A 22,602-nucleotide genomic window follows, 5' to 3' on the forward strand; every position below is an offset into this window, starting at 1 on the left:
ATAGTCCTCCTTATAAACTTGGGCGTTGCAAATAATAGTCATTTGCTTGCTCAAAGGCGTAGGCCGCTTGGTAGATAGTTTGTTCTTGGAAATAGTTACCAATCAATTGGATACCAATTGGCAATCCCTCTTTGGAAAAACCAGCTGGAACTGAAATCCCTGGTAGCCCCGCTAGGTTAACAGGAACAGTTAGTAAGTCAGACATATACATACTGATTGGGTCATCATTGTGCTCCCCTAACCCAAACGCGGTTGACGTAGAAACTGGTCCCAGAATCAAATCATATTGGCTTAGAACTTGTTCAAAGTCACGTTTGATTAAGGTTCTTACTTGTCCAGCCTTTTTAAAGTAAGCATCGTAATAGCCTGAACTTAAAGAGAAGGTTCCCAACATAATACGGCGCTTGACTTCCATCCCAAAGCCTTCTGAACGGCTCTTAACATATAACTCGTCCAAGGTTTCCGCCTTATTTGAACGATGGCCATAACGAATGCCATCAAATCGTTGTAAGTTAGATGACGCTTCTGATGATGCGATAATATAGTAGGCAGGAATTCCGTATCTTGAGTAAGGCAAGGACACTTCTTCAACCGTTGCGCCCAAAGCTTTGAATTGTTCTGCTGCTTTAAGGACAGCTTCTTGAACCTCTTTATCGACACCTTCTGCAAAATATTCCTTAGGCAAAGCAATTTTCATACCTTTAATATCCCCTGTCAAGCCTTTATGATAGGCAGGCACAGCTTGCTTAACACTTGTTGAATCACGTTTGTCATAACCGGAAATAGCTTCTAATACCAAAGCATTATCCGTTACTGTACGGGTAAATGGTCCGATTTGGTCTAAACTTGAGGCAAAAGCAATCAATCCAAAACGAGACACACGTCCGTATGTTGGTTTCATCCCTACAACACCAGTAAAGCTAGCTGGTTGACGAATGGAACCACCTGTATCTGAACCAAGAGAGGCTAAGACTTGTCCTGAAGCAACAGCAGCAGCAGAACCACCACTTGAACCACCGGGAACTTTGCTTAAATCCCAAGGGTTTTTGGTTTGCTTAAAGTAAGATGTTTCAGTAGACCCACCCATAGCAAACTCATCCATATTTAGTTTTCCAACAGTAACCGCACCAATCTCATTCAACTTGTCCATCACAGTCGCATCATAAATTGGGTTAAAGTCCTCTAACATACGGCTAGCAGCAGTAGTGATTAGATCTTTTGTAACAATATTATCCTTGATACCGATTGGTAATCCTTGTAAAGACACTTCTTCACTGTAGCCTTTTTGGTCAGCAGCTTGTGCTTGAAGGAGTGCAGCTTCTTCGTTTAAAGTCAGGAAGGCCTCAACTTTAGGATCGATGTCTCGAATGGCTTTAAAGGTTTCTTTGGTCAAGTCAAGAGACGTAAACTCTTTCTTGCGCAAGCCTTCATGCAAGTCCACTAAGGTTTTATCTTGAAAAAAACTCATGCTTCACCCTCCTCATCTGCGCCCATAATGGCGGGCACTTGTATGTATCCATTTTCTGACGTTTTTACATTTCTCATTAGTAACTCACGTGGTGTTCCTGCATCTGCCACATCTTCACGCATAACATTGACTAAGGCATAGCCGTGTGTCGTAATTGGTACTCCACTTGTATCTACGGATTCTAGTTCTTCAACCATATCGATAATATCACTCATTTGTTCTGTAAAATGAATGATTTGGTCGTCTGCAAATGCTAGTTTAGCTAGCCGAGCCACATGGTGAACTTCTTTTTCTTCAATTGCCATCTCGTTTGCCTCACTTTTATTCTTATTTTTACTTGATTAAGGTAACCTAGCTGCTATCAGTTTTGGCTAAGTCTGAAACGACTTAGTCAAAAACATGATAGGTAAAGACACCTTTTTCCATATCCTGCATGAGGAATGCTTCCATACCGTTAATGGAAGATATTCTAACTTCAACCGGTACAGCTTTCGGTAGGTACTTATTGGCTACATCGGTCACGTGTTGGGTTAAAGCAATAATCTCTGATTCGCCATAAAATTGAGTCATGACAGAAACGACCATTTTCTTAGCGACATTGTCGGAATAATTCACTCGAGCCGTCACTCCGGAAAGATTAGGGAAGAAGTTTTGCACTTCACTTCTAAAGTTTTCAAAAGCAATGGACTCTTCTGTTGGGTCGCCTTCTAATAAAGGCAGAACCACAATCTTATTATTCCGCGGTATCCATTCACTGACCTGAGTTCCTTCGATAGAGGTAGCTTCCAAAACATAGGTACCACCACCAATATCATCTTCACTGGTTTGTTTAAAGATACCAAAAACAATAGGTACACTCTTTAACGCATCATTTTGGCGCAAGCGCGTTAGAATGGTGTTTGCCATGGCCTTGCCCTGTTCTTGCAAGGTTTCATCAGATATTTCTTGATGGAGGTTGACATCATTAGCCGTATAGTAATCAACAGAATTCATAGCCAATCCGATACTGATACCACCCAATTCAAAGTTATTTTCTGTTTGAATCATGTAGTCTTGCTCTAGAATTTGAGCTAGGTAATAAGGAGTTCTGCCAGCCCCCGCTGCGTCTCCCGTAGCTGCTGGGTTTAAGCCTTCTGGATTGGTATCACTGGTACGATTAATCCAACTATTGATGGTTGCCGTATTTAAAATTTGTCCCTCTTGGAAAAAATATTGGCTAGTCGGGAAAATATTGCGTGACAAACCGATTAAACCTGTCTCAAAATTCCGCATGTTAAAGCCAGAATTTAAACTCAAGCTAACCCCTCTTGACTGGCTAGGTTGGTATTTTCCATCAATAATAAGAGCGCGGTAATAATCATTGGATAGCTGATTGGTTGTCGATTGTACCGTCACTGTGTTTTCACTAGTTTTTTGATCGCCACTGGATTGTGATGATAGGTTATCCAAACCAACACAACCCGTTAGAAAGAGGCTGGTTGCCATCAATCCTAGCACTTGTTTTTTATTCATCATTCATTTTCCTTTCCTTCCATGGCCTGGTCCAAGTCATCTTGGTACCAGACTGGAATTCCTAGTTCCAAGGCCTTGTCTAGTTTGCTTCCTGCCGCTTCTCCGGCAACAACAAGATCTGTTTTTTTAGAAACTGATCCCGTTACTTTACCGCCCTGCGACTCAATCATCTTCTTCAAATCTGACCTAGAATAGTTGTCCAAGGTCCCTGTTAAGACCACCGTTTTATCTTGCCAAATGGAGTCTACTGACTCAATCTCGTCCAAACTTAGACCTAGATAGATAGTATTGACTCCAGCATCTTGCAGTTCCTGCATCATCTCTTGGACTGGTTCTAGGCTAAAATAGGTTTGTACACTATCAGCAATCACTGTACCTAGACCATCAATTTGTAAGAGATCTTCTAGGCTAGCTTGCATCAAATTGGCAAGGGTTTTAAAATTCTGAGCCAATTGTAGGGCTGCCTTGGTACCTACATGACGAATTCCGAGACCTGTTAAGAGGCGTTCCAAAGAATTTTCTTTGCTTTTTTCAATTGCTTGTAGCATCTTGCTGGCTGATTTTTCTTTGACCTTGTCCATGGTTAGTAATTGGTCTAGGGTCAAACGATAGAGGTCAGCTACATCCTCTATTAAGTGTTTTTCAAATAGCTGGTCAATAATTCGCACACCAATGCCCGTCATATTCATGGCATCTCTGGAGACAAAATGGGTCAAACCTTCCTTAAGAAGGGCTGGACATTTTGGGTTGATACAACGCAGTGCCACTTCCTCTTCTAGATGAACTAGGTTGCTGTGACAGGTTGGGCAGGTTTGTGGGATAGGATAGGGTTGTGAATCAAGTGGTCGCTCTTCTAAAATAACCCGAGTGACTTCAGGAATAATGTCTCCCGCCTTATGCACGACAACTGTATCCAATAAGCGAATATCACGCTGGCGAATCAAGTCAACATTATGCAAACTTGCTCTACGAACAATAGTACCAGCAAGTTGCACTGGGTCCATGATAGCAGTCGGTGTCACAACACCGGTCCTGCCCACAGTCCATTCTATATCACGAATAATCGTTTGGGCTTCCTCTGCTGGGAATTTATAGGCTATAGCCCATTTAGGTGCTTTAACGGTAAAACCAATCTCCTCTTGAGCAGAAAACTGGTTTACCTTGACCACAATCCCATCGATTTCATATGGCAGTTGGTTGCGTTCTAGCGTCATCTCTTCGATAAAGCTCCAAACTTCATCTATTGTACCACAAATTCGTCTCAAATTATTAGTTCGAAAGCCAAGTTGAGTCATTCTTTCTAAGAGTTCTTCCTGGCTGTTTGCTGCAAATGATTTGGCATCTGCCGTGCTATATAAATAGGCATCAAGATTCCGACTTGCTGTGATAGCTGAATTGAGTTGCCTCAAACTACCTGCTGCAGCATTGCGTGGATTGGCAAAGACTTCTTGCCCTTCCTGTTCACGACTCATATTGAGGGCTATAAACGATTGTTTGGGCATAAAGCATTCGCCCCTAACCTCAAGGCTGATAGGTTCTTGCAGTTTTAAAGGGATGGATTTAACCGTTTTAATATTCTGGGTGATGTCCTCGCCAATTGTTCCATCTCCACGAGTTGCTCCTCTAACCAAGATACCATCTTCATATTGGAGAGAAATGGATAGACCATCAATTTTAAGTTCGCAAACATAATTCAAGTCTTGTTCTGTCAGTTTTCGCAAACGTTGGTCAAAACTCAGTAAGTCATTTTTGTTAAAAGCATTAGACAAACTGAGCATGGGTACTTGATGAACAACTTTTTCAAAGCCTGATAGGATCATTCCACCTACACGTTGACTGGGTGAGTCTGCTGTAACTAGAGACGGAAAGTCCGCCTCTAATTGCAGTAACTCTTGATAAAGCTTGTCATAGTCACTATCGGAAATCAAAGGACTATCTTTTACATAGTAGGCATAGCTATTGGCATCAAGCTCTTGTCGTAATTTGTCTATGGCAAGTTTTGCTTCGTGTTCTGTCATAGTCATAACATTTCTCCCTTACTGAATGGTTATTGGTTAGCATCTTTTACTTTGGTAATAGGGGCAAAGCTAGCCAAGAGACGCTTAATCCCCTCTGAAGGAAAGGCAATATCTAATTCTAGGCTGGTATCTTTTCCACTAGTTTTAACAACTGTTCCAATGCCCCATTTCTTATGTTCTGCTTTATCACCAACTTGCCACGTTTCCGTCTCTGCTGAGCTGGCACTAGCCTTGTGTGGTGTTGACATAGCCTTGTTGGCAACCATCCTAGAACGGTCGCTAGATGCATTCTTTTGAAATGACGATTGGGAACTTCTTGAAGAAGTGAATGAGCTACCTGTATACGTACTTTCTTTATAAGAGGAGCCGCCGTATGAAGAGGTCTTACCATAAGAAGATCCATACCCTCCGCTATAGCCATTTGACAGGCTTCCACGGCTTTCGTCTAAAAGTTTAGGATCAATCTCATCGATAAAACGAGAGGCTCTATTGGATTGGGTTCTGCCGTAAAGTAGGCGGGAATAGGCATTGGTTAGATATAGTTTTTCCTCTGCACGAGTAATGCCTACATAGGCCAAACGACGCTCTTCTTCCACATCATCGTTTTCCATAATAGAGCGACTTGATGGGAAAATACCGTCTTCCATACCGACCAAGAAAACGACTGGAAACTCTAGCCCCTTAGCAGCATGCAGGGTCATCATGGTGACAGACCTGCCCTCTTGGTCTTGCGTATCAGAATCACTAACCAAGGCTAGGTCAGTTAAAAACTGAATGAGTGCCGGCTCTTCACTTTCCAAGTCCAAGCGGTCCTTTTCAAATTGTTTAGCCACAGAAATGAACTCTTGAATATTTTCAATTCGAGCATCGGACTCTAAGTTGTTGGCTAACTGTAGTTGTTGAATATAGCCCGTATGTTTGATAAATTCTTCAATCAATTCACTGAACGGTAAAAATTCTTGCATTTTGGCTATATCTTCATAGATTTTAGCAAAGTCGCTAATCCCTTTACCAGCCTTGCCTTTGATATTGGCTAAGACGCTATTTCGGCTAGCTTCTAGTAAGGACATATCGTGCATGCTAGCAAAATCAGCTAATTTCTCTAGACTGGCTGGGCCTACCCCTCTTTTTGGGGAGTTGATAACCCGTCTAAAACTCATGTCGTCATAGGGATTAATCAAAAGCCGTAGATAAGCTAGAATATCCTTGATTTCTAAGCGGTCGTAGAATCGTTGTCCACCGACCATACGGTAAGGCATATTGGCTTTTAAAAGGCGTTCTTCCAAAATACGTGATTGGGCATTGGTTCTGTATAGTATGGCAAAATCATCATAGTTCATTCGCTGATTGGCTATGTGCTCTTGGATTTGACTGACAACAAAGAGAGCCTCATCTTGTTCGGACTGTGCTCGGTAATAGCTAATCTTTTGCCCTTGGTCATTCTCTGTCCAAAGATTCTTTTCTTTTCGTTGTTGATTATTTTGAATGACTTGATTAGCCGCTTCTAATATGACTTTGGTTGAGCGGTAATTTTGTTCTAAGAGCACGACTTTTGCGTTGGGGTAATCTTTTTCAAAGTCTAAGATATTCTCCATATTAGCTCCACGCCAGCCATAAATACTTTGGTCAGCATCTCCTACAACGCAGATATTTTTTAGTTTTTCAGCTAGGAGTTTGACGAGTTTGTATTGGGCATGATTGGTATCTTGGTACTCATCCACATGAATATACTGGAACTTGTTTTGGTAGAAGCTTAAGGTTTCAGGGAATTGTTGGAAGAGTTGAACCGTTAGCATGATGAGGTCATCAAAGTCCATGCTCATACTTTGTTTGAGTTCTTTTTGGTAGTCTTTATAGATTTTTGCCACTATTGAGTCGATATAGCCCTTGTTGTAGCTTTCAAATTCATTTGGGCCTAAGAGGTCATTTTTGGCTTGGCTAATCTTGCCTAAAACCATCTGATGGCTAAATTTATCGGAATCGATATTTTGTTTTTTCATGATACGTTTAACAAGGGTTTGTTGTTCGCTAGGATCGCTGATAGTGAACGTTCTAGCATAGCCTAGTTTTTCGCATTCCCGTCTGAGGATGCGAACACACATGGAGTGAAAGGTTGACACCCACATATCTTGTGCTTGGCTACCTACTAATTTTTCCACCCGTTCTTTCATCTCTCTAGCAGCCTTATTGGTGAAGGTGATAGCTAGAATATTCCACGGATTCACGTCATATTCTTGTAAGAGATAGGCCATTCTATGAGTTAGAACTCGTGTTTTACCACTTCCAGCACCTGCCATAATCAGCAAGGGGCCTTCCACATGTAAAACAGCTTCTTTTTGTCTGGGGTTCATACCTTGAACAAGTTTTAGATTTGTCACAGGAGACTTCCTTTCATCTTGGGTTTTTGAGACTTGGTTCGTTAGGTTTAGTTGAAGAGCGACATCTCAGACAGTCGATGTGGTGATTCTTTTGGAATAGCTTCCCCAAAAAAAATCACCACACCCACCGATAACTGATATTTATGGCTAGAAGATGCCTATCAACCAAGTTACTTGGTCTGGAAAATGTCACAGGTGTCGATTTCATTTAACAAATCCACACTGGAATCGCCACTTAAACGTAAAACTCCCACAATGTCATCTGCTTGGCTAGCTTGTCGGTTAAAATACTCCACTTCCCAAGACGGTTTGATTAAGCTTAACAAGTCAATTTTTTGCATCATATGTTGATAGATAGGGATAAGGATGGTCTCTTTTTTTAACTCTACTGAATTGATGGGAAGACTGACCGCCAAACGCACCATCAGCTGCGCCGTTGAATAGTCAATCTGTTTTTGGCTGAACCATTGATTGGGCAGAGGCAAACGGTCCACCTTGTCAACATAAAAAATACCATTGGTCGCCATAAAGATGTTTAAACTAACCAGACCAGTACCATTTACCCCTTCCAGTACCTTATAAGCAATCCGTTTTAGTTCAATTACCCATTCAGGATTCATCCGTTTTGAGGCAATAGAAAATTTCAATCGTCCGTTTACATAAGTGTTTTCAGTAATTGGTAAAATAGTCTGATGATTGTCAAAATCTTTGATAACAGACACGGTAAATGAGCGCTTAGTAGGTAACCAAGCCGTTAGCATGCAAGGTTGAGTCGTAACCATTTCTAAGACATGATCGTCCATATCATGGTCGTAAATCATATACGTCTCCTCTTTTCCTTGCGGGCGATTAGCCGTTAAGGTTGCTGGAAAGCCGATACTGGTTAGGGCGCTTGGTAGTTCTCCAACAGTCGTAATCAAACTGTAGGGTGCTAGATTGATAGCTCGCTCTTCTAAAAAAAGCTTTTCGACTAATCGGTTTTGTGCCACTTCTGCCAACTCAAAGGATTGATAGATACGAGTTTTACTGCTGAGTGCAAACTGAATATCGATATCCACAGCATTGCTTAATATCAAGAGCGCGTCAACCGTTTGGGCAAAGTCCATCAAGGCTTGTTTGTCCTCGTAGCTCCCAACTGTTTGTGAATCTGCTGCCGGAAAATCCATTTCAGCCTCTGTCCGATAGATAAAAGCTTCATATCCAGCTAGCTGTACGGCTTGTATAATTGACAGGTTCTGTGAGCTCCCCCCTATGATTCCAACTCTGTGACCTGGTAGTAACTGACTCATTTCTAACACCCCTCATCCCCATTTGTTAACTTCTATGTCCTCTAACTTTTTTCCTGTAAGTGTTGGTTCTCTTCTTTAGTTCTGTACTTAATCATTTTTTCTTTGAATAGTTCACCATTGGAAGGCGGTGTGTAGGTAACGGCATTAGCCCCCGCTTCGATGACTTGACGAATGGTCTCCTCTGTTGGGCCACCTGTAGCCATAATTGGTACATCTGGAAAGTCTTGGCGCAGCTTGCGAACGATTTCTGCCGTATTAGGGCCACCGGAAACATTAAGGATATCCACTCCGGCATCCAAGCGTGGTTGAATGGCTGATTGACTAGAAACTACCGTGTAGATAATTGGAATATCCACCATTTGATCAATTTTTTCGATGGTTTCTGCTGGAGTTGGTCCATTAACAACCACAGCCATAGCCCCTTCAGACTCGGAAAATAGGCTCATATTTGCTGAACGAAATCCAGTTGTTAGACCGCCTCCCACACCAGCGAAAACCGGAATAGAAGACACCACCATAATACTCTTGATGATGGTTGGACTAGGTGTAAAGGGATAGACAGCCAAAACAGCATCGGCATCTGTGTTGCTGATAATGGAAACGTCGGTTGAGAATAAGACCGAACGAATGCGACGACCATAAATTCTTATACCGGAACAAGAGCGAATAATATCTGGAACATGAACAATCTCTCTACGTAGATCAGACATGACAGATGGGATGTTTACTTTATCTTTGGTCATTACATTTCTCCTTTATCAAAAAGCAACCTAGGATTTAGGTTACGAATTATTTCTTTTATCATATAGCTAGCAATGGTGTCCACCCCCACTAGTTCTTGCTCGACTCCACTGGTGTCGGTGGCAATGTATCGTACTCTTGTAGGTTATATTCCTCAATCATTTGAATCAATTTTTCTGCATAAGTTGGGTCCGTTGCATATCCCGCTGTTACTAAGGCATGAGCCGCTTCTTTGTAGTTGCTAGCTTGTAAAACTGGCTGGTAGAGATTGGGATTCCAGTCTACACCCTCCACCATCAGCATGGCATAATCCACAATCGACTCCTTCCATGAAGAAAAGACACGAAAACGACCAGTAATCTGCACCCATTGCCCATCGTGAAATTCCGAAGTTTCCAAATCAACACTAGGACTTGCACCACTACCTTTCATTCCATACAGATTATAATATTGTGCTGCCAAAGAACTAGTTCCCCAGTCACTCTCTAAAATGGCTTGGGATAGACTAATACTGGGCAAGACACCATACTCTTTGTAGACTTCTTGGGTAATTGGAGCTAAGGTTTCAATAAATTGTCGTTTCTCTGCCGCTACATCTGGTTGAGGCGGTTGGCTATTAACGGCTGACAGAACACCTACAATAATCACACTGACCAAAGAAAGCAAGCCTAAAACAATTACTTGCGCTGATAGTCGGAAGCCTCTTTTAGCGTGGTAGATCATCTTTTTTTTCTTATATTTTTTCGCCACATTGTCTCCTTAAACGTCATTTAAAAGTACACATGAAAAATCCTATTCATTGAACAATTTTACCATAAACTCACCCAGATAGCCGTCAATTTTATTCGATTTTAATGTTTACTATTCTGTTACAGCCTTAATTTCTTGTAAAGTATCTTTAGAATAGTCGTCAAACCATTCTAATAAGGTCACTTTTTCTGATTCAATTTGTTGGCGTACTAGGCTTGGTAGGTGTAACTCGATAATGTCTTGGTAGCTCCAAAAACCATAATTGACGGAAATTCTTAGGGTAGTGAGGTGCTGTTTCTTAATGCCTTGAACCTTATCAGCATTACGCCACTCGACAGTTGCCACTCCTCGTTGAATCCATTTTGTAGCGGTGTGGAACTTCAGCTGCTTGTACTCTGCGACAGGATCTGCGGCTACTTCAGGGAATATTTCCGCATTGCGACAAACCTTGCGTACCAACATCCATTCATAATCAGTAAAAAGAACAGATAGAATCTGCATGTTATCGTACTTGAGACCTTGTTGACCTTTTTTCCAGCGGTCCCAACTTTGAGGGCTGATGCCTAATTCGTTGCTATAAAAAGCTTTCTCGTTAACGTATTGCTCCTTAACGGCTTCTAAGACTAATTGTACTAACGCTTCATTCATGATATTTCCTCCTTGCACTTATCTTTTTATTGTTTACCTATGCCTATTATACACTTAATACGTGTATAATTGAAAGTAATTTCCTTGTTTTTACACTTAAAATGTGGTATTTTTTTCTTAAAGATGGTTTTATCACATTGGAAAGGATGAATTTTATGCCAAGCAAACCTCAAAGTCCATTTCATATCGGCTTGCGAACCACCAAAACAGCTATTTCTGTAGGGCTTTGTGTTCTCTTGTTCAAATTGATCAATCGTGGTTCCCCCATGTTGGCGGCAATTTCCTCGATATTTACCTTACGAACGGACCATAATGAGACAGTTACCTTTGGAAAGGTCCGTGTTTTTGGGAATATTTTGGGTGGTGTCTTAGCAGCTATTTTTATTTACATAAAAGTTTCTTTGAGTCTAGGAGGATATGCCGATATTATTTTTGCGCCACTAGCGGTCATTATCATCATCCTCTTTAGCAACCAGTTCAACCCTTCTGGTATTATCAGCACCTGCGCCACCTTTTGCGTCATCTACTTTAATGTGGAAAATGATGAAAATATTTCATTTGCCATCCAACGTGTTTTAGATACGGTGATTGGCGCCATCATTGCGATTGTGGTGAATATCGTGCTACCAAATCATTATGCAGATAAGAAGGCTAGCTAAATGGTCTGCATTATCACTAAACAAAAGAGTTTCTGAAAAATATATCCGAAATCGAAAAGACGGTGCTGTCTTACACCATTATTTCGGATAAATTTTTCAGAAACTCTTTTGTATTATGATAGGACTATCTACCTAGCTATCTCATTTTTGATTGCTTATCTAGGGGCTCCTTTTTCGTTTGAATTATGAGAAAACTTATCTATTTTAGCTCATTTACTGGGAGTAGGAGTACTCTATTCCCAGTAAACCACCTGTTTTGAGCCTGTTTTCTCATAATTCGTCATTATTTGAGCCTTTTTGTTCTTTTAGGGCTATAATTAGAAGGATTTATGAGAAAACTTATCTATTTTGGCTGATTTACTGGGAGTAGGAGTACTCTATTCCCAGTAAATCATCAGTTTTGGGCCTGTTTTCTCATAATTCATCATTATTTGAGCCTTTTTGTTCTTTTAGGACTTAAATTAGAGGGATTTATGAGAAAACTTATCTATTTTAGCTCATTTACTGGGAGTAGAACACTTCTATTCCCAGTAAATCATCAGTTTTGAGCCTATTTTCTCATAATTCGTCAATACTCATCTTTTCAATGTCTAAATGAAAGCTCATAAATACAAGGGGAAAGCTCAGCCACACACCATAATACCTTGCCCCCCTTTTTAACAGAGAAATGAAACGGGATTGGGCAAAAATTCCAGACTGCGATTCAAGAAAAGAGTTTTGCGCAACTATCTCATTTGTGAGGAGAAATAAGCTCCAGAAATCAACCATCTGATTTCTGGAGCTTATTTCATTATCTTTTATTCTTCTGCTTTCAAAGCTTCTACCATGTTAACTTTTAGTAATTTCCTATGCATTGCTAGCATAACTACGCTAGAGAAGACTAAGGTCAGAACTGCCGAATAGAGGTAGCTAAGCCATGAAACTTGAGCTGGGAATAGCATGAGGTCGATCTCAGCCGTTTTCAATACGAAGATATTCAGGACAGCACCTAAAGCAGACCCAAATGCAATCCCTAAAATAGTTAGAATGAACAGCTCATGGAAGATATACATGGACACTTCTTTTGGGTAAAAACCTAGAACTTTAATGGTCGATAACTCTCTTAACCGCTCAGAAATGTTGATGTTACTCAAGTTATAGAGAACGATAAAGGCTAGAGTAGCCGCTGAAACAATTAAGACGATAGTAATAATGTCCAAGCTGGCTATCGTATCTTTAAAGGACGTCACGATGGAGCCCATTTGCATGACGGATAGAACGCCTTTTTCTTCGTTTAGCTTCCTTGAAAATGTAGCTTGTTCACTTTCATTGCCTTTTAGTTTAAGGAAGACTGTGTTTTCGATAATCGGTTTCTTCAAAGCTTCACTATAAGTGGTTGGTGACACATAGAGTCGGTGCTCTAAGTAATTCTCCGTAATGCCAGCTACAGTGAAGGTATAGGTTTTGTCGGTTGTATCCTTCACAGTTGCCGTATCTCCTACTGATAGCCCTAACAATTTGGCTAGTTTCTCTGTGATGATGGCACCTGATTCTGGCAAGGTGAGCGACTGCCCGTCCCTACGCTGTCTGAGGTGGACTAGAGCAGAAAAATCTCCCTCCAACGGTGCAAGGACCGTCACCTGCTGGTTGTTTTCCCCATCGATTACCAAATCAATTTGGCTAGTGCTAGCAGTAAAGAGACTTTCTACTTCTGAATTGGCTAACAAAGAGGACTCTAGCTGATCCTTTTGTTCTTGGCTAGCATCATCGGCATAGGATACGATGGTTGTATAGGTGGTCAATTCCTCGAACTGCTTGCTAGCAAGTCCGGAAATAGAATCTGAAATCCCAAATCCTGTTACAATCAAGGCGGTACATCCGGCTATTCCGATAACCGTCATAGAGTTTCTGCCTTTGTAACGGAAGAGGTTCCTCATGGTAATCTTTCTACTGAAACTCAATCGATTCCAAATAAAGCCGATTCGTTCTAATAAAATTCGGTGCCCCTGTTTTGGTGGTCGTGGTCGCATCAGACTAGCGCCACTTTCTCTAAAGGTTCTTACTCCTGCAAGAGCAACGGCACCCAAAGTACAAGAGAAGGCCATCAGTAAAGACAGTATAGTGTAGGACCAATAACTACTAATCGTGAAGTCGGCAAAATTATAGAGACTGGAATAAGCATTGAAAATAACTCTCGGAAAAAGCTGGTAACCAATCGCTAAGCCCAAAACCGAACCAATTAGTGCCGCTAAACCAGCATAAACCAAATATTTTTTAGCAATGTCAAAGTTGCCATAGCCCAAACCCTTCATGGTTCCAATTTGGGATCGGTGTTCATCTACCATCCGTTTCATGGTGGTGAAGCTGACTAAGGCAGCTACCAAGAAAAAGAAGAGAGGTACGATACGAGCGATAGCCGACATACGGTCAGCGTTGGCTGCATACTCTTGATAGCCGGGGTTGATGGTGCGGTCAAAGAAATAATATTCTGGTTCTGCCAGATCTTCCAAGTCCGCATTGGCTTTAGCAATGTCTACCTCTCCCTTATCAATATCTGGCTGATGTTCCGCTTTGGTTTTAGTAAAGGTTTCTAAACCTTCTTGGTATTCTTTCTCCGAAGCGTCTAGCTTTTCTTTGGCTTGGTCCAATTGTTCCTGACCGCTGATACGTTGGCTAGACAAGGTTTCTTGCCCATTTGCCCACTGCTCATAACCAGCTTCCCATTGTGCTTGGGAGTTTTCCAACTGCGCTTTACCAGCCACTAGTTGCGTTTCTTGAGCTTGTAAATCAGCTTTGGCCTGCTCGAACTGAGTCATAGCTCCTTCTAATTTACTTTTCGTTTGGTCGATTAATCCTTGAATTTCTTCTTTGGGAATAAAAGCAGTCGCATAAGCTTGTAAGAGAATTTGCCATGCTTCGGGGTCACCGTTAGCTGCACGAACCATCATGGCTTGCTTTTCTTCCGGTGTAAATGGTGGTGGTGCTGGAACATAGATAATAATGGTATCTGGTATACTCTCCTGACTGGAAGAGTCTGAAGAGCTAGATGAGTCCGATGAACTTGATTCCGTTGGTGGTTTTGGCTTATCTGGGTTAGGAATTTCCATAGGTCGGTCAGGGATTGGTACCACCTTAATGGCATTGAATTGTGCCTGAATCTGGTTGATCTGTTCCAGTCCTGCTCGTACCTGTTGCTCAACAACAGCTTCTTGACTAGCTAGTTGCGCCTTCCCTTGATCCAAGAGCGCCTTGTTTTGATAATAGGTTTGCCAGCCACTATCAATCTCAGCTTTTGAACTGTCCAACTGGCTCTTAGACTCGTCTAATTTAGCCTGACCTTGGCTAATCTTGTTTTGGAAATCATTGAGATTGGTCTGATAGGTTTTCCAGCCTTCGTCCAACTCTTTGCGTCCATCAGCTAATTTCTTCTCAGCATCACTAATAGCTTTTTTGGCATCATCAATTTTCTTTTGCCCGTCTTGAATCTTCAAACGTGCCTCTTCCTTGATGGTATTGATACGAGCCAAGGGTTGTCCATTCATCAATATTTCAGCTAAGTCAATTAATTCCTTAACCTTATCTTTGTAGTCGTCTCCATTAAAATTCAGGCCAGCTAAAGCATTCTGACGCACAAAGACCTCAGTATAGACTTCTCCTTTGATATCGTCTGGTATAACATAGGCAAAGCCATCAATCAGGCTAGAACTTTGTGGCGAAGAACGGTTAAACTGTTGAATATACAAGGGCGAGTTGGCAAAGCCGACCACGGTATAGTCATTGGCTACCAAATGAGGCTGAGCATCCTTTTCTTCCTGACTTAAGTCGTCTTGGCTTTTAGTAGTTTTTAAGGTAATGGTCTGTCCTAATTGGTAATGATGACTTAGGGCAGCACTGGCATCAAGTAGGATTTCTTTTGTATTTTGGGGCAAGCGACCTTGTGTCAACACGAGCTGATTGGCATCCTGAGCAGTTGGCAATTGTCGAATATCTAGTACTTGCCCTCCACCATCGATAGACATCTCCACACTTTTAGAGGGGCTTAATTTGACATCCCCTAGCTCTTGCAACTTGGTTAGATCGTCTTCCGTGATCCCCATAGTAGACACCACACGCATATCGGCTAGTTGTTGGTTTTTATAGTAGGATTGCGCCGTTAAAATCATATCTGGCCCTGTAGCACTAATTCCGGCAAAAAAACCTACACCCAAAAGAATGATGGAAACAATCGATATAAACTTGGTGAAGGTTAGACGGATTTCTTGGAAGATATCACGCCTTAATGCTTTCTTTTTCATTAATTCTCACATCCTACCATTCGATTTGATCTACCATTAGCGGCGCTTCATTGACCGTAATCTTCTCCACTTGTCCACTATTAATCTTAATAACACGGTCTGCCATCTTGGAAATTTCTTGGTTATGGGTGATAACGATAACCGTTGTTCCTAGCTCCCAACAGGTTTCTTGCAAGAGATGTAGTACCTGTTTGCCGGTTTCAAAGTCCAGAGCTCCAGTTGGCTCATCGCAAAGTAAGAGTTTAGGCTGTTTAGCAACTGCTCTAGCGATAGACACCCGTTGTTGCTCCCCACCAGATAACTGAGCAGGAAAATGATCAAGTTTGTTGCCTAACCCCACATCTTGCAGAACTTGAATAGGGTCTTTGGCTTGAGGAGAGATTTGTACCGCCATTTCAACGTTTTCTTTGGCTGTCAGGTTAGGGATTAGATTGTAGTTTTGGAAGATAAATCCGACTGCTTCTCTTCTGTACTTGGTGAGTTCTTTGTCATTGAATTGAGCAATGTCTTCTCCGTCAACGATGACCTTTCCAGATGTTGGTGAATCCATGCCACCCAGTATATTGAGCACGGTTGATTTGCCTGCTCCGGATGGGCCTAAGATCACCACAAATTCGCCTTCGTTAATGTCGAAGGAGACGCGGTCATTGGCTAAGGTGCTGGTTTCACCGCTCTTATATTCTTTGGTTTCTTCTTGGATTGAGATATAGGACATGGGGATTCCTCCTTTTCTATTCGATACTAGTATACCATGATTGAGAGTGAATTCTAGCAAATGGTGCTGTGAAAAAGGTGGGGATTCGGCTGTTATAGGTGAAAAATAGAGCGCCAGAAAAACGGTCAGAAATGAGAATGGTGGCATAACAATACAGGCTTAAGAATAACCTCTATTTCTAAACCACAAAAGAGTTTTGCGAGAATCTTACCAGAAATGAGAACGGTGGCATCGCCGTGAGCCGAGGTCTCACTGGCTTAGCTGTCTACGTGGCTGTAATCGGCTAAAGCCGAAACATCCACTGTGCGCCAGCTATGCTTTACACCGTTATTTCTGGTAAGATTCTCGCAAAACTCTTTTGTTTAAATGGCAGCAAGGACTTTTTGACTGCTCCTTAGCTATGTAGGTAGTTGTCAATCGGCTAGGCCTATCTCTGCTTAAAAACTGAGGTTATTAGTGACAACTTATTAACCATCATGCTAGTTTTCAGCTTATTTTTTGTGTACAATGACAAAGACTTAAGATTCAAACGACAAGTTGAGATAAGAGAAAAGGATGGAAATTTATGACGGATTCGTATGATGTAATTGTTGTGGGTGGTGGGACTAGTGGGCTTATGGCGGCGGTCACCGCAGCGCAAAATGGTGCTAAGGTACTATTGTTAGAAAAAAATCCTAGCTTAGGTAAAAAAATGCTCCTAACTGGTGGCACTCGATGCAATGTAACGAACGCTAGACCAGCTGAAGAAATTATTGCCCACATCCCCGGAAATGGTCGCTTTTTATACAGTGCCTTTTCTCAGTACAACAATCATGATATTATTGATTTTTTCCAATCACGTGGTGTGGCGCTCAAAGAGGAAGACCATGGTAGGCTCTTTCCTACTACAGATTCCGCCAAGACTATCTTAGAAGCTTTCATTAAGGAGATTAAAAAACTAGGCGTTAGCGTTAGAACGAATGTCCAAGTCAAGAAACTTCTGGTGGCCAATCAACAAGTAACAGGTGTCCTTTTGGATAACGGTGAAGCCCTAACCGCAACATCTGTCATCTTAGCCATGGGTGGTAAGTCCTACCCCAAAACAGGCTCTACTGGTGATGGTTATGCTTTGGCTCGTTCTGCCGGTCACACCATTACCCCACTGTTTGCAACCGAAGTTCCCCTAACCAGTGACGAAGCCTTTATCGCTGACAAAAATCTACGAGCCCTCTCCCTACGAGACATCGCCCTAAGTGTCCTCAACAAAAAAGGAAAGGCAGTTGTCACCCATCAGATGGATATGATTTTCACTCATTTCGGCATATCGGGGCCAGCCGTCTTGCGCTGCTCCAGCTTTGTCTACCAAATCCAGCAAAGAGAAGTCACCAAAGAAGTTACCATGCACTTGGACTTGCTGCCAAACCGGTCACTAGGCTCTCTGGCTCAAGAATGGCAAGCTTGGCTAAAAGAATCTCCACAGCGAGCGGTCAAAACCTTCCTAAAAGAATGGATGCCCGAACGCTACGCAGAATTTCTACTAAACCGTTTAGACCTGCCCTTACAGCTCCCCATCAACCAAGTCACCAAACCACAAGAAGAAGCCCTACTTGGACTCATCAAAGGCTTCACCTTCACGGTAAATGGCTCCTTGCCCATCGAAAAAGGCTTTGTGACAGGTGGCGGTGTGAGCACTAAAGAAGTTGACCCTAAAACCATGGGGTCCAAAAAAGTTAGTGGCTTGTACTTTTGCGGTGAACTACTGGACATTCACGGTTACACAGGTGGTTACAATATTACGGCTGCTTTCGTAACGGGACACACAGCCGGACAACACGCTGCTTGGACTAGTTTAAAAATATAGTCTAACCTAATTGATAAACGATGATTTTCCCTATAAAATATAGTATGTATAAGGAGGATTGATGTAAAAATGAATAAAAATAGATTAGAAGCTTTTACAGATGCTATTATTGCCATCGCAGCTACCATCATGGTGTTAGAACTGCATATACCACAATACAATACCTTAGCCAGTCTTGTTGAAGAATGGCCCGTTTTCTTAGCTTACTTTATTAGCTTCACCCTGATTTATACGGTGTGGTACAATCACCACAATCTTTTCAAAAAAGCAAAAATTATTTCCAAACAAACCTATCTATTTAATGGCATCTGGGTCTTCTTACTGGCCTTAGTACCTTTTACATCAAACTGGGTAGGCCGTTCACCTAATGATACCTTGCCGGGAGTTCTGTTTATCGTGGTACTACTCTTGTGGAGTGTCATGTTCCAAGTCTTGGATTGGCAAGTGTTGAAAGATAACCCTGAAGCAAAAAGGGATGTTACTGTCAACTTTACTTACAGGTCAATATTATATGGTGGCTATGTCATTGCCTTAGTCCTGGCCTTTACTGCTCCAATTTACAGTTTAATTGTTATTGGCATTATATCTGTCGCTATGATGGTAGTTATGTTTTTTGACTAGAGATGCCTTGCATAATGTACTGAATACTGGGTAAATAGTCCATAAAAATAACATCTATTTCTAAAACACAAAAGCGTTTCCGACAAATCTATCAGAAATCGAAACGGTGGCACCGCCGTAAGCCTTGGTCTCACTGGCTTAGCTGTCTACGTGGCTGTAACGGCGAAAGCTCCAAACATCCACTGTGCGTACAGCTATGCTTTGCACCGTTATTTCTGATAGCTTTGTCGGAAACTCTTTTGTTATAGACCCAACTTTTTGCTTATACCTATGAAAAAGCTCTAAACCAATAAAAAAGCAATCCTTACATAGTTGTGAGGACTGCTTTTTTTATTGGTTTAGAAATTTTTTACTCAGTATGATGATTATACCCACTTATCAACTATCTCTATAAAATTTTCTTCTTTTCAAATAGTTCGTAGCCACTATAAGTAACTAAGACTACACCTAGCCAGAAATCAAAATCAAGGATGTCACTTCGGAAAAAGTAAAAGCTAGCAATTTTAAAGAGAACAATGTTAATGCCTAAAATCAAAGTAACAATCAGTAAAAATCTGCTTATGTTTTTATCTTTATCTCTTGTGTCCATCTTGTCTCCGCTCCTTATAAATGATGTTTCAAAAGTTTGGTGTCTACTGATAACTATTTTATAAACATAACTTAGCATAAAGTGAGGCAGTTTTGTTAAAAGTATCCTGAAACAAAGCATTTTATGTCTTGAACGTAGAACAGGAACATTTTTTAATTAGTTTTTTTCATTCTTAAAACAAATGCAAGAATATTAAGCACCATACCAGCAATCAAACTGTACCAAGCCCATTGCCATAAATAAAAGCCTACATCCAGCCATTTTGTGAGGTCAACAGTAACTGTAACAAGTTTTGATATGTCGGTATGAAGTAGGGAAAATAAAACAAGGGAAATGAGTAATAGTAGTATGGAAATTACACTAATAACCTTTTCTAAAGACAAAATACATACATGCCGCATAATAGAGTAAAACAATAAGTCCAATCGGTGCTTCATTAAACACTTGTCCAGTTTCTTGAGTACCCAAATAAACAAAATATGCCCCAGGGATTAATCCCAGTACCCCACCCCAAAATATGGTTTTGCTTAACAAGATACCTGCAATCCAAAACAAAATTAAGCAAGCAATAGCAATTGGGTTTATCGAACCCACGCCACCTAGTGCTAAACTGCCATATAATATTGTAAATAGTATTGCCGGTATGAAAAACACAACTTTTTTCATGTGTAGTCCCTCCTCAATCTCATAAAATATTTTGATATCCCTTATTTGACTAGTTTATTAGTTTATTGCTATTTATTTCATTTTACGGTTTCCATACACTACTGTCAAACTTAGGAATAGTAACCTTTTCAACTTGTAAAATCTATAGATCACTGCTGGCATAACTATTTGTTAGAATTCGAAACCTAAATCAAAACATATGTATTCTAACACTAAAGAGAGTTATGTTCAGTGTTAGAATAATTTTTCTATTTCACACAATAACCCATTAGGAAAATCTTCATTTTATGATATCGTCTTTTATTTTATCTAATTTTATTCTCTTACAATCAATGTAATATATGATGAAACGTTGATTCTTCTATGATATGAAAAAGACCCTATCCGTAACACGTCATTAAACCCAAAAAGTATGTATAAATTTATACATTTAACTACTCAATCTTCTGTTAATAGTGGTTAAAAAAATAAAAAATGTTCATTATTTTTTATTTTTTTGAACAAATAACTAATTACACTTTCAATTTTACTAGTTAAATGATAAAATATTAATAATAAAGGAGGGTAGGAAATGAATTATAACTTAGATGATTTTTTTATAAACGAACCTGATAAGAGTCCTGATAAAAGTATAGAAGAGAAAAAAAGTATAATTAACGATATGGTAAGTACCCTTAACTATGAACAACTGTCACAAGTTATTAATTTTTTAAAGGAACCTTTCTTTACACATAAATTAAAAGAGTATTTATTGGATTCCAAACTACCACCTGTAGAATCCAAAGAATTTTTATTTCTTGTTCAGTCCGAAAAATACAATGGAAATATAGTGAAAAAACTAATGAATAAAGCTGGTATTAGTGATTACTATTTAGATAAATTCATCCACAAATATAAACTACAAGAAATATCAAACAACACTTATATATTCCCTCATAAAAGCTTGGATGCACCATTTGTCTTTCAAGCTCAATATTCAAGAGCAGTTATTTCACATGAATCTGCTTTATATATGCTCAATTTAACTGATGTAATTTCTCGAAGAACTATTATGAGTATGCCAAAAAATTACAATTTTTCTCAATTAGAAAAAAAGGCAAACCATGCCATTAAAATTCATAGTGAAGTATACAATAATAATAAATCACTTGTCTTCACTTATTCCAAAAATGATCCTATCTTACTAACAAAAAATGACCCAATAGGTAATAGTCAGATTGTTATGAGAAGCACAAATAATAACAATCTTGTTCAGGTTACCTCTGCTGAAAGAACTATAGCAGATATATTAACTCCAAATTCTAAGACAGAAGAAGAAGTTAAATACGAAGCATTAAGACAATACTATGCTTTATACCCTAGGGACAGCAAGCGATTAAGAAGAATAGCCTACCAACAGGGTGTATTAGAAGAGTTAGATAAGTATATGTGGGAATTACAATTACATTAAGAAAGGTACAATGAATAATGAAGTCAAATAGGCTAAAAGATTTAATAAAAGCAGAAAACTCAAAAATTAGTTTTGAAGAGTATAGAATACGATACGCTGCTGAAAGATTCTTATTAAGGTTACAAGAAAGTGACTATAGAGATAACTTTATCATCAAGGGTGGTTTTTTACTTGGAACCATTTTCAACGTAAAGCAAAGAACTACAAAAGATTTAGATACCCTGTTAAAAGATATAGCAGCAGATAGAGATAATATCCTAAGAATGCTCAAAAGCATTATTGCTATTGACTTGAATGATGATCTACAATTTGAATTGCTTAACCTACTGGATACGCAAAAAGAAAGAACATATGATGGTTTCCGAGCAAAATTTAAAATGACTTTCTTAGAAGGCAACTCAAGTATTCATTTTGACTTAGATATAGGGATTGGTGACCCCATCATTCCTCAAGCAAAAATCATCCCCATCCCTTTACTTTTTAACGAAAAAAAAGATGAACAAAAAGCCATCACTTTATACGCCTATCCGATTGAGACGATTCTTGCTGAAAAGACAGAAATAATACTGAATCTAGGGATAAGGAATTCTAGAATGAAAGATTTTTATGATATACATTTGATTCTAAATTATCAACATAGGCCGAGTATCACAAGTTTCTATGATGCTTTTGAGAATACATGGACGTTTCGTCATAACGACCTATCTATTAACGAAGAATTATTTGAAGATTGGTTCTTTACAGTTGATGAAATAATTGCAAATAAAGACATGAATGAAATCTATTGGAAGAACTACATTAAAGACAGGGAGTATGCAAAGCATCTTGAACTAAAGAATATTGCCAGCCAATTTAAAGGATACTTAGAAACATTATTACTAGTATATAAAGCTAAGCAAGATATACGCAGTAAATAAAGTAACCCCTCAAATGTTAGACTTAAACATCCAACATTTGAGGGGTATTTTATTCCAGTCTATAGCA

Annotated in this window: 18 protein-coding genes; 5 read left to right on the forward strand and 13 right to left on the reverse strand. The window is 40.0% G+C overall.

Annotated elements, in window-relative coordinates; all coding sequences use genetic code 11:
* Nucleotides 1-10 precede the first annotated feature (10 nt).
* The 9 genes from gatA to NPA36_RS07115 form a co-directional block, all read right to left on the reverse strand.
* Nucleotides 11-1,468 carry an Asp-tRNA(Asn)/Glu-tRNA(Gln) amidotransferase subunit GatA gene (gene gatA / locus NPA36_RS07075; RefSeq protein WP_256945421.1) on the reverse strand — a complete coding sequence of 486 codons (1,458 nt, stop codon included), beginning with the start codon at nucleotides 1,466-1,468 and terminating at the stop codon, nucleotides 11-13.
* On the reverse strand, nucleotides 1,465-1,773 hold the full coding sequence (gene gatC / locus NPA36_RS07080; RefSeq protein ID WP_256945422.1) for an Asp-tRNA(Asn)/Glu-tRNA(Gln) amidotransferase subunit GatC: 309 nt from the start codon (nucleotides 1,771-1,773) through the stop codon (nucleotides 1,465-1,467). The genes gatA and gatC overlap by 4 nt, the downstream gene beginning before the upstream one ends.
* Before the next feature lie 82 nt (nucleotides 1,774-1,855).
* Nucleotides 1,856-2,980 (reverse strand): CamS family sex pheromone protein, encoded by a 1,125-nt coding sequence (locus NPA36_RS07085; protein WP_256945423.1) that lies wholly within the window; start codon nucleotides 2,978-2,980, stop codon nucleotides 1,856-1,858.
* Nucleotides 2,980-5,004, reverse strand: coding sequence for an NAD-dependent DNA ligase LigA (ligA, locus tag NPA36_RS07090; RefSeq protein ID WP_407932801.1), 2,025 nt, complete (start codon nucleotides 5,002-5,004; stop codon nucleotides 2,980-2,982). The genes NPA36_RS07085 and ligA overlap by 1 nt, the downstream gene beginning before the upstream one ends.
* Before the next feature lie 23 nt (nucleotides 5,005-5,027).
* Nucleotides 5,028-7,349: a DNA helicase PcrA gene (pcrA, locus tag NPA36_RS07095; RefSeq protein ID WP_256945458.1), complete on the reverse strand. Its 2,322-nt coding sequence runs from the start codon at nucleotides 7,347-7,349 to the stop codon at nucleotides 5,028-5,030.
* 197 nt (nucleotides 7,350-7,546) lie between these two features.
* Entirely contained in the window at nucleotides 7,547-8,665 is a 1,119-nt protein-coding gene (locus tag NPA36_RS07100; RefSeq protein ID WP_256945424.1) for an ATP-grasp domain-containing protein, read from the reverse strand.
* A gap of 41 nt (nucleotides 8,666-8,706) precedes the next feature.
* On the reverse strand, nucleotides 8,707-9,408 hold the full coding sequence (locus NPA36_RS07105; RefSeq protein ID WP_256945425.1) for a beta/alpha barrel domain-containing protein: 702 nt from the start codon (nucleotides 9,406-9,408) through the stop codon (nucleotides 8,707-8,709).
* A gap of 88 nt (nucleotides 9,409-9,496) precedes the next feature.
* Nucleotides 9,497-10,156: a glycoside hydrolase family 73 protein gene (locus NPA36_RS07110; RefSeq protein ID WP_256945426.1), complete on the reverse strand. Its 660-nt coding sequence runs from the start codon at nucleotides 10,154-10,156 to the stop codon at nucleotides 9,497-9,499.
* A gap of 111 nt (nucleotides 10,157-10,267) precedes the next feature.
* A complete protein-coding gene (locus NPA36_RS07115) occupies nucleotides 10,268-10,804 on the reverse strand; it encodes a hypothetical protein (RefSeq protein ID WP_256945427.1) in 537 nt (178 codons plus the stop codon).
* A 155-nt stretch (nucleotides 10,805-10,959) separates the two neighbouring features.
* On the opposite strand from NPA36_RS07115, the gene NPA36_RS07120 reads away from it, so the two are divergent.
* Complete coding sequence (locus NPA36_RS07120; protein ID WP_256945428.1) at nucleotides 10,960-11,463, forward strand: FUSC family protein; 504 nt, start codon at nucleotides 10,960-10,962, stop codon at nucleotides 11,461-11,463.
* Between the two features lie 797 nt (nucleotides 11,464-12,260).
* On the opposite strand, the gene NPA36_RS07125 is transcribed toward NPA36_RS07120, so the two are convergent.
* Together NPA36_RS07125 and NPA36_RS07130 are read right to left on the reverse strand one after the other, a co-directional pair.
* Nucleotides 12,261-15,737 carry an FtsX-like permease family protein gene (locus NPA36_RS07125; RefSeq protein ID WP_256945429.1) on the reverse strand — a complete coding sequence of 1,159 codons (3,477 nt, stop codon included), beginning with the start codon at nucleotides 15,735-15,737 and terminating at the stop codon, nucleotides 12,261-12,263.
* A gap of 13 nt (nucleotides 15,738-15,750) precedes the next feature.
* A complete protein-coding gene (locus NPA36_RS07130; RefSeq protein ID WP_256945430.1) occupies nucleotides 15,751-16,452 on the reverse strand; it encodes an ABC transporter ATP-binding protein in 702 nt (233 codons plus the stop codon).
* A 565-nt stretch (nucleotides 16,453-17,017) separates the two neighbouring features.
* Here NPA36_RS07130 and NPA36_RS07135 point away from each other — a divergent pair.
* Together NPA36_RS07135 and NPA36_RS07140 are read left to right on the forward strand one after the other, a co-directional pair.
* Nucleotides 17,018-18,292 (forward strand): BaiN/RdsA family NAD(P)/FAD-dependent oxidoreductase, encoded by a 1,275-nt coding sequence (locus NPA36_RS07135; RefSeq protein ID WP_256945431.1) that lies wholly within the window; start codon nucleotides 17,018-17,020, stop codon nucleotides 18,290-18,292.
* Nucleotides 18,293-18,361: 69 nt separating this feature from the next.
* Complete coding sequence (locus tag NPA36_RS07140; protein ID WP_256945432.1) at nucleotides 18,362-18,913, forward strand: TMEM175 family protein; 552 nt, start codon at nucleotides 18,362-18,364, stop codon at nucleotides 18,911-18,913.
* Between the two features lie 388 nt (nucleotides 18,914-19,301).
* On the opposite strand, the gene NPA36_RS07145 is transcribed toward NPA36_RS07140, so the two are convergent.
* Nucleotides 19,302-19,502 (reverse strand): hypothetical protein, encoded by a 201-nt coding sequence (locus tag NPA36_RS07145; protein WP_256945433.1) that lies wholly within the window; start codon nucleotides 19,500-19,502, stop codon nucleotides 19,302-19,304.
* A 360-nt stretch (nucleotides 19,503-19,862) separates the two neighbouring features.
* Nucleotides 19,863-20,168, reverse strand: a complete 306-nt coding sequence (locus NPA36_RS07150) for a hypothetical protein (RefSeq protein WP_256945434.1) — start codon at nucleotides 20,166-20,168, stop codon at nucleotides 19,863-19,865.
* Nucleotides 20,169-20,739: 571 nt separating this feature from the next.
* On the opposite strand from NPA36_RS07150, the gene NPA36_RS07155 reads away from it, so the two are divergent.
* Both NPA36_RS07155 and NPA36_RS07160 read left to right on the forward strand, forming a co-directional pair.
* A complete protein-coding gene (locus tag NPA36_RS07155; protein ID WP_256945435.1) occupies nucleotides 20,740-21,618 on the forward strand; it encodes a hypothetical protein in 879 nt (292 codons plus the stop codon).
* A gap of 17 nt (nucleotides 21,619-21,635) precedes the next feature.
* Nucleotides 21,636-22,535, forward strand: coding sequence for a nucleotidyl transferase AbiEii/AbiGii toxin family protein (locus NPA36_RS07160; protein WP_256945436.1), 900 nt, complete (start codon nucleotides 21,636-21,638; stop codon nucleotides 22,533-22,535).
* Nucleotides 22,536-22,602 lie beyond the last annotated feature (67 nt).

It is taken from the genome of Granulicatella seriolae (genome assembly GCF_024543085.1).
Classification (GTDB): Bacteria; Bacillota; Bacilli; order Lactobacillales; family Aerococcaceae; genus Granulicatella; species Granulicatella seriolae.

What these genes read in the sequence shown, in the direction of transcription:
- gatA (WP_256945421.1), bottom strand. Translation starts at nt 1,468, where the DNA reads ATGAGTTTTTTTCAAGATAAAACCTTAGTGGACTTGCATGAAGGCTTG.
- gatC (WP_256945422.1), bottom strand. Translation starts at nt 1,773, where the DNA reads ATGGCAATTGAAGAAAAAGAAGTTCACCATGTGGCTCGGCTAGCTAAA.
- NPA36_RS07085 (WP_256945423.1), bottom strand. Translation starts at nt 2,980, where the DNA reads ATGAATAAAAAACAAGTGCTAGGATTGATGGCAACCAGCCTCTTTCTA.
- ligA (WP_407932801.1), bottom strand. Translation starts at nt 5,004, where the DNA reads ATGACTATGACAGAACACGAAGCAAAACTTGCCATAGACAAATTACGA.
- pcrA (WP_256945458.1), bottom strand. Translation starts at nt 7,349, where the DNA reads ATGAACCCCAGACAAAAAGAAGCTGTTTTACATGTGGAAGGCCCCTTG.
- NPA36_RS07100 (WP_256945424.1), bottom strand. Translation starts at nt 8,665, where the DNA reads ATGAGTCAGTTACTACCAGGTCACAGAGTTGGAATCATAGGGGGGAGC.
- NPA36_RS07105 (WP_256945425.1), bottom strand. Translation starts at nt 9,408, where the DNA reads ATGACCAAAGATAAAGTAAACATCCCATCTGTCATGTCTGATCTACGT.
- NPA36_RS07115 (WP_256945427.1), bottom strand. Translation starts at nt 10,804, where the DNA reads ATGAATGAAGCGTTAGTACAATTAGTCTTAGAAGCCGTTAAGGAGCAA.
- NPA36_RS07120 (WP_256945428.1), top strand. Translation starts at nt 10,960, where the DNA reads ATGCCAAGCAAACCTCAAAGTCCATTTCATATCGGCTTGCGAACCACC.
- NPA36_RS07125 (WP_256945429.1), bottom strand. Translation starts at nt 15,737, where the DNA reads ATGAAAAAGAAAGCATTAAGGCGTGATATCTTCCAAGAAATCCGTCTA.
- NPA36_RS07130 (WP_256945430.1), bottom strand. Translation starts at nt 16,452, where the DNA reads ATGTCCTATATCTCAATCCAAGAAGAAACCAAAGAATATAAGAGCGGT.
- NPA36_RS07135 (WP_256945431.1), top strand. Translation starts at nt 17,018, where the DNA reads ATGACGGATTCGTATGATGTAATTGTTGTGGGTGGTGGGACTAGTGGG.
- NPA36_RS07140 (WP_256945432.1), top strand. Translation starts at nt 18,362, where the DNA reads ATGAATAAAAATAGATTAGAAGCTTTTACAGATGCTATTATTGCCATC.
- NPA36_RS07145 (WP_256945433.1), bottom strand. Translation starts at nt 19,502, where the DNA reads ATGGACACAAGAGATAAAGATAAAAACATAAGCAGATTTTTACTGATT.
- NPA36_RS07150 (WP_256945434.1), bottom strand. Translation starts at nt 20,168, where the DNA reads ATGAAAAAAGTTGTGTTTTTCATACCGGCAATACTATTTACAATATTA.
- NPA36_RS07155 (WP_256945435.1), top strand. Translation starts at nt 20,740, where the DNA reads ATGAATTATAACTTAGATGATTTTTTTATAAACGAACCTGATAAGAGT.
- NPA36_RS07160 (WP_256945436.1), top strand. Translation starts at nt 21,636, where the DNA reads ATGAAGTCAAATAGGCTAAAAGATTTAATAAAAGCAGAAAACTCAAAA.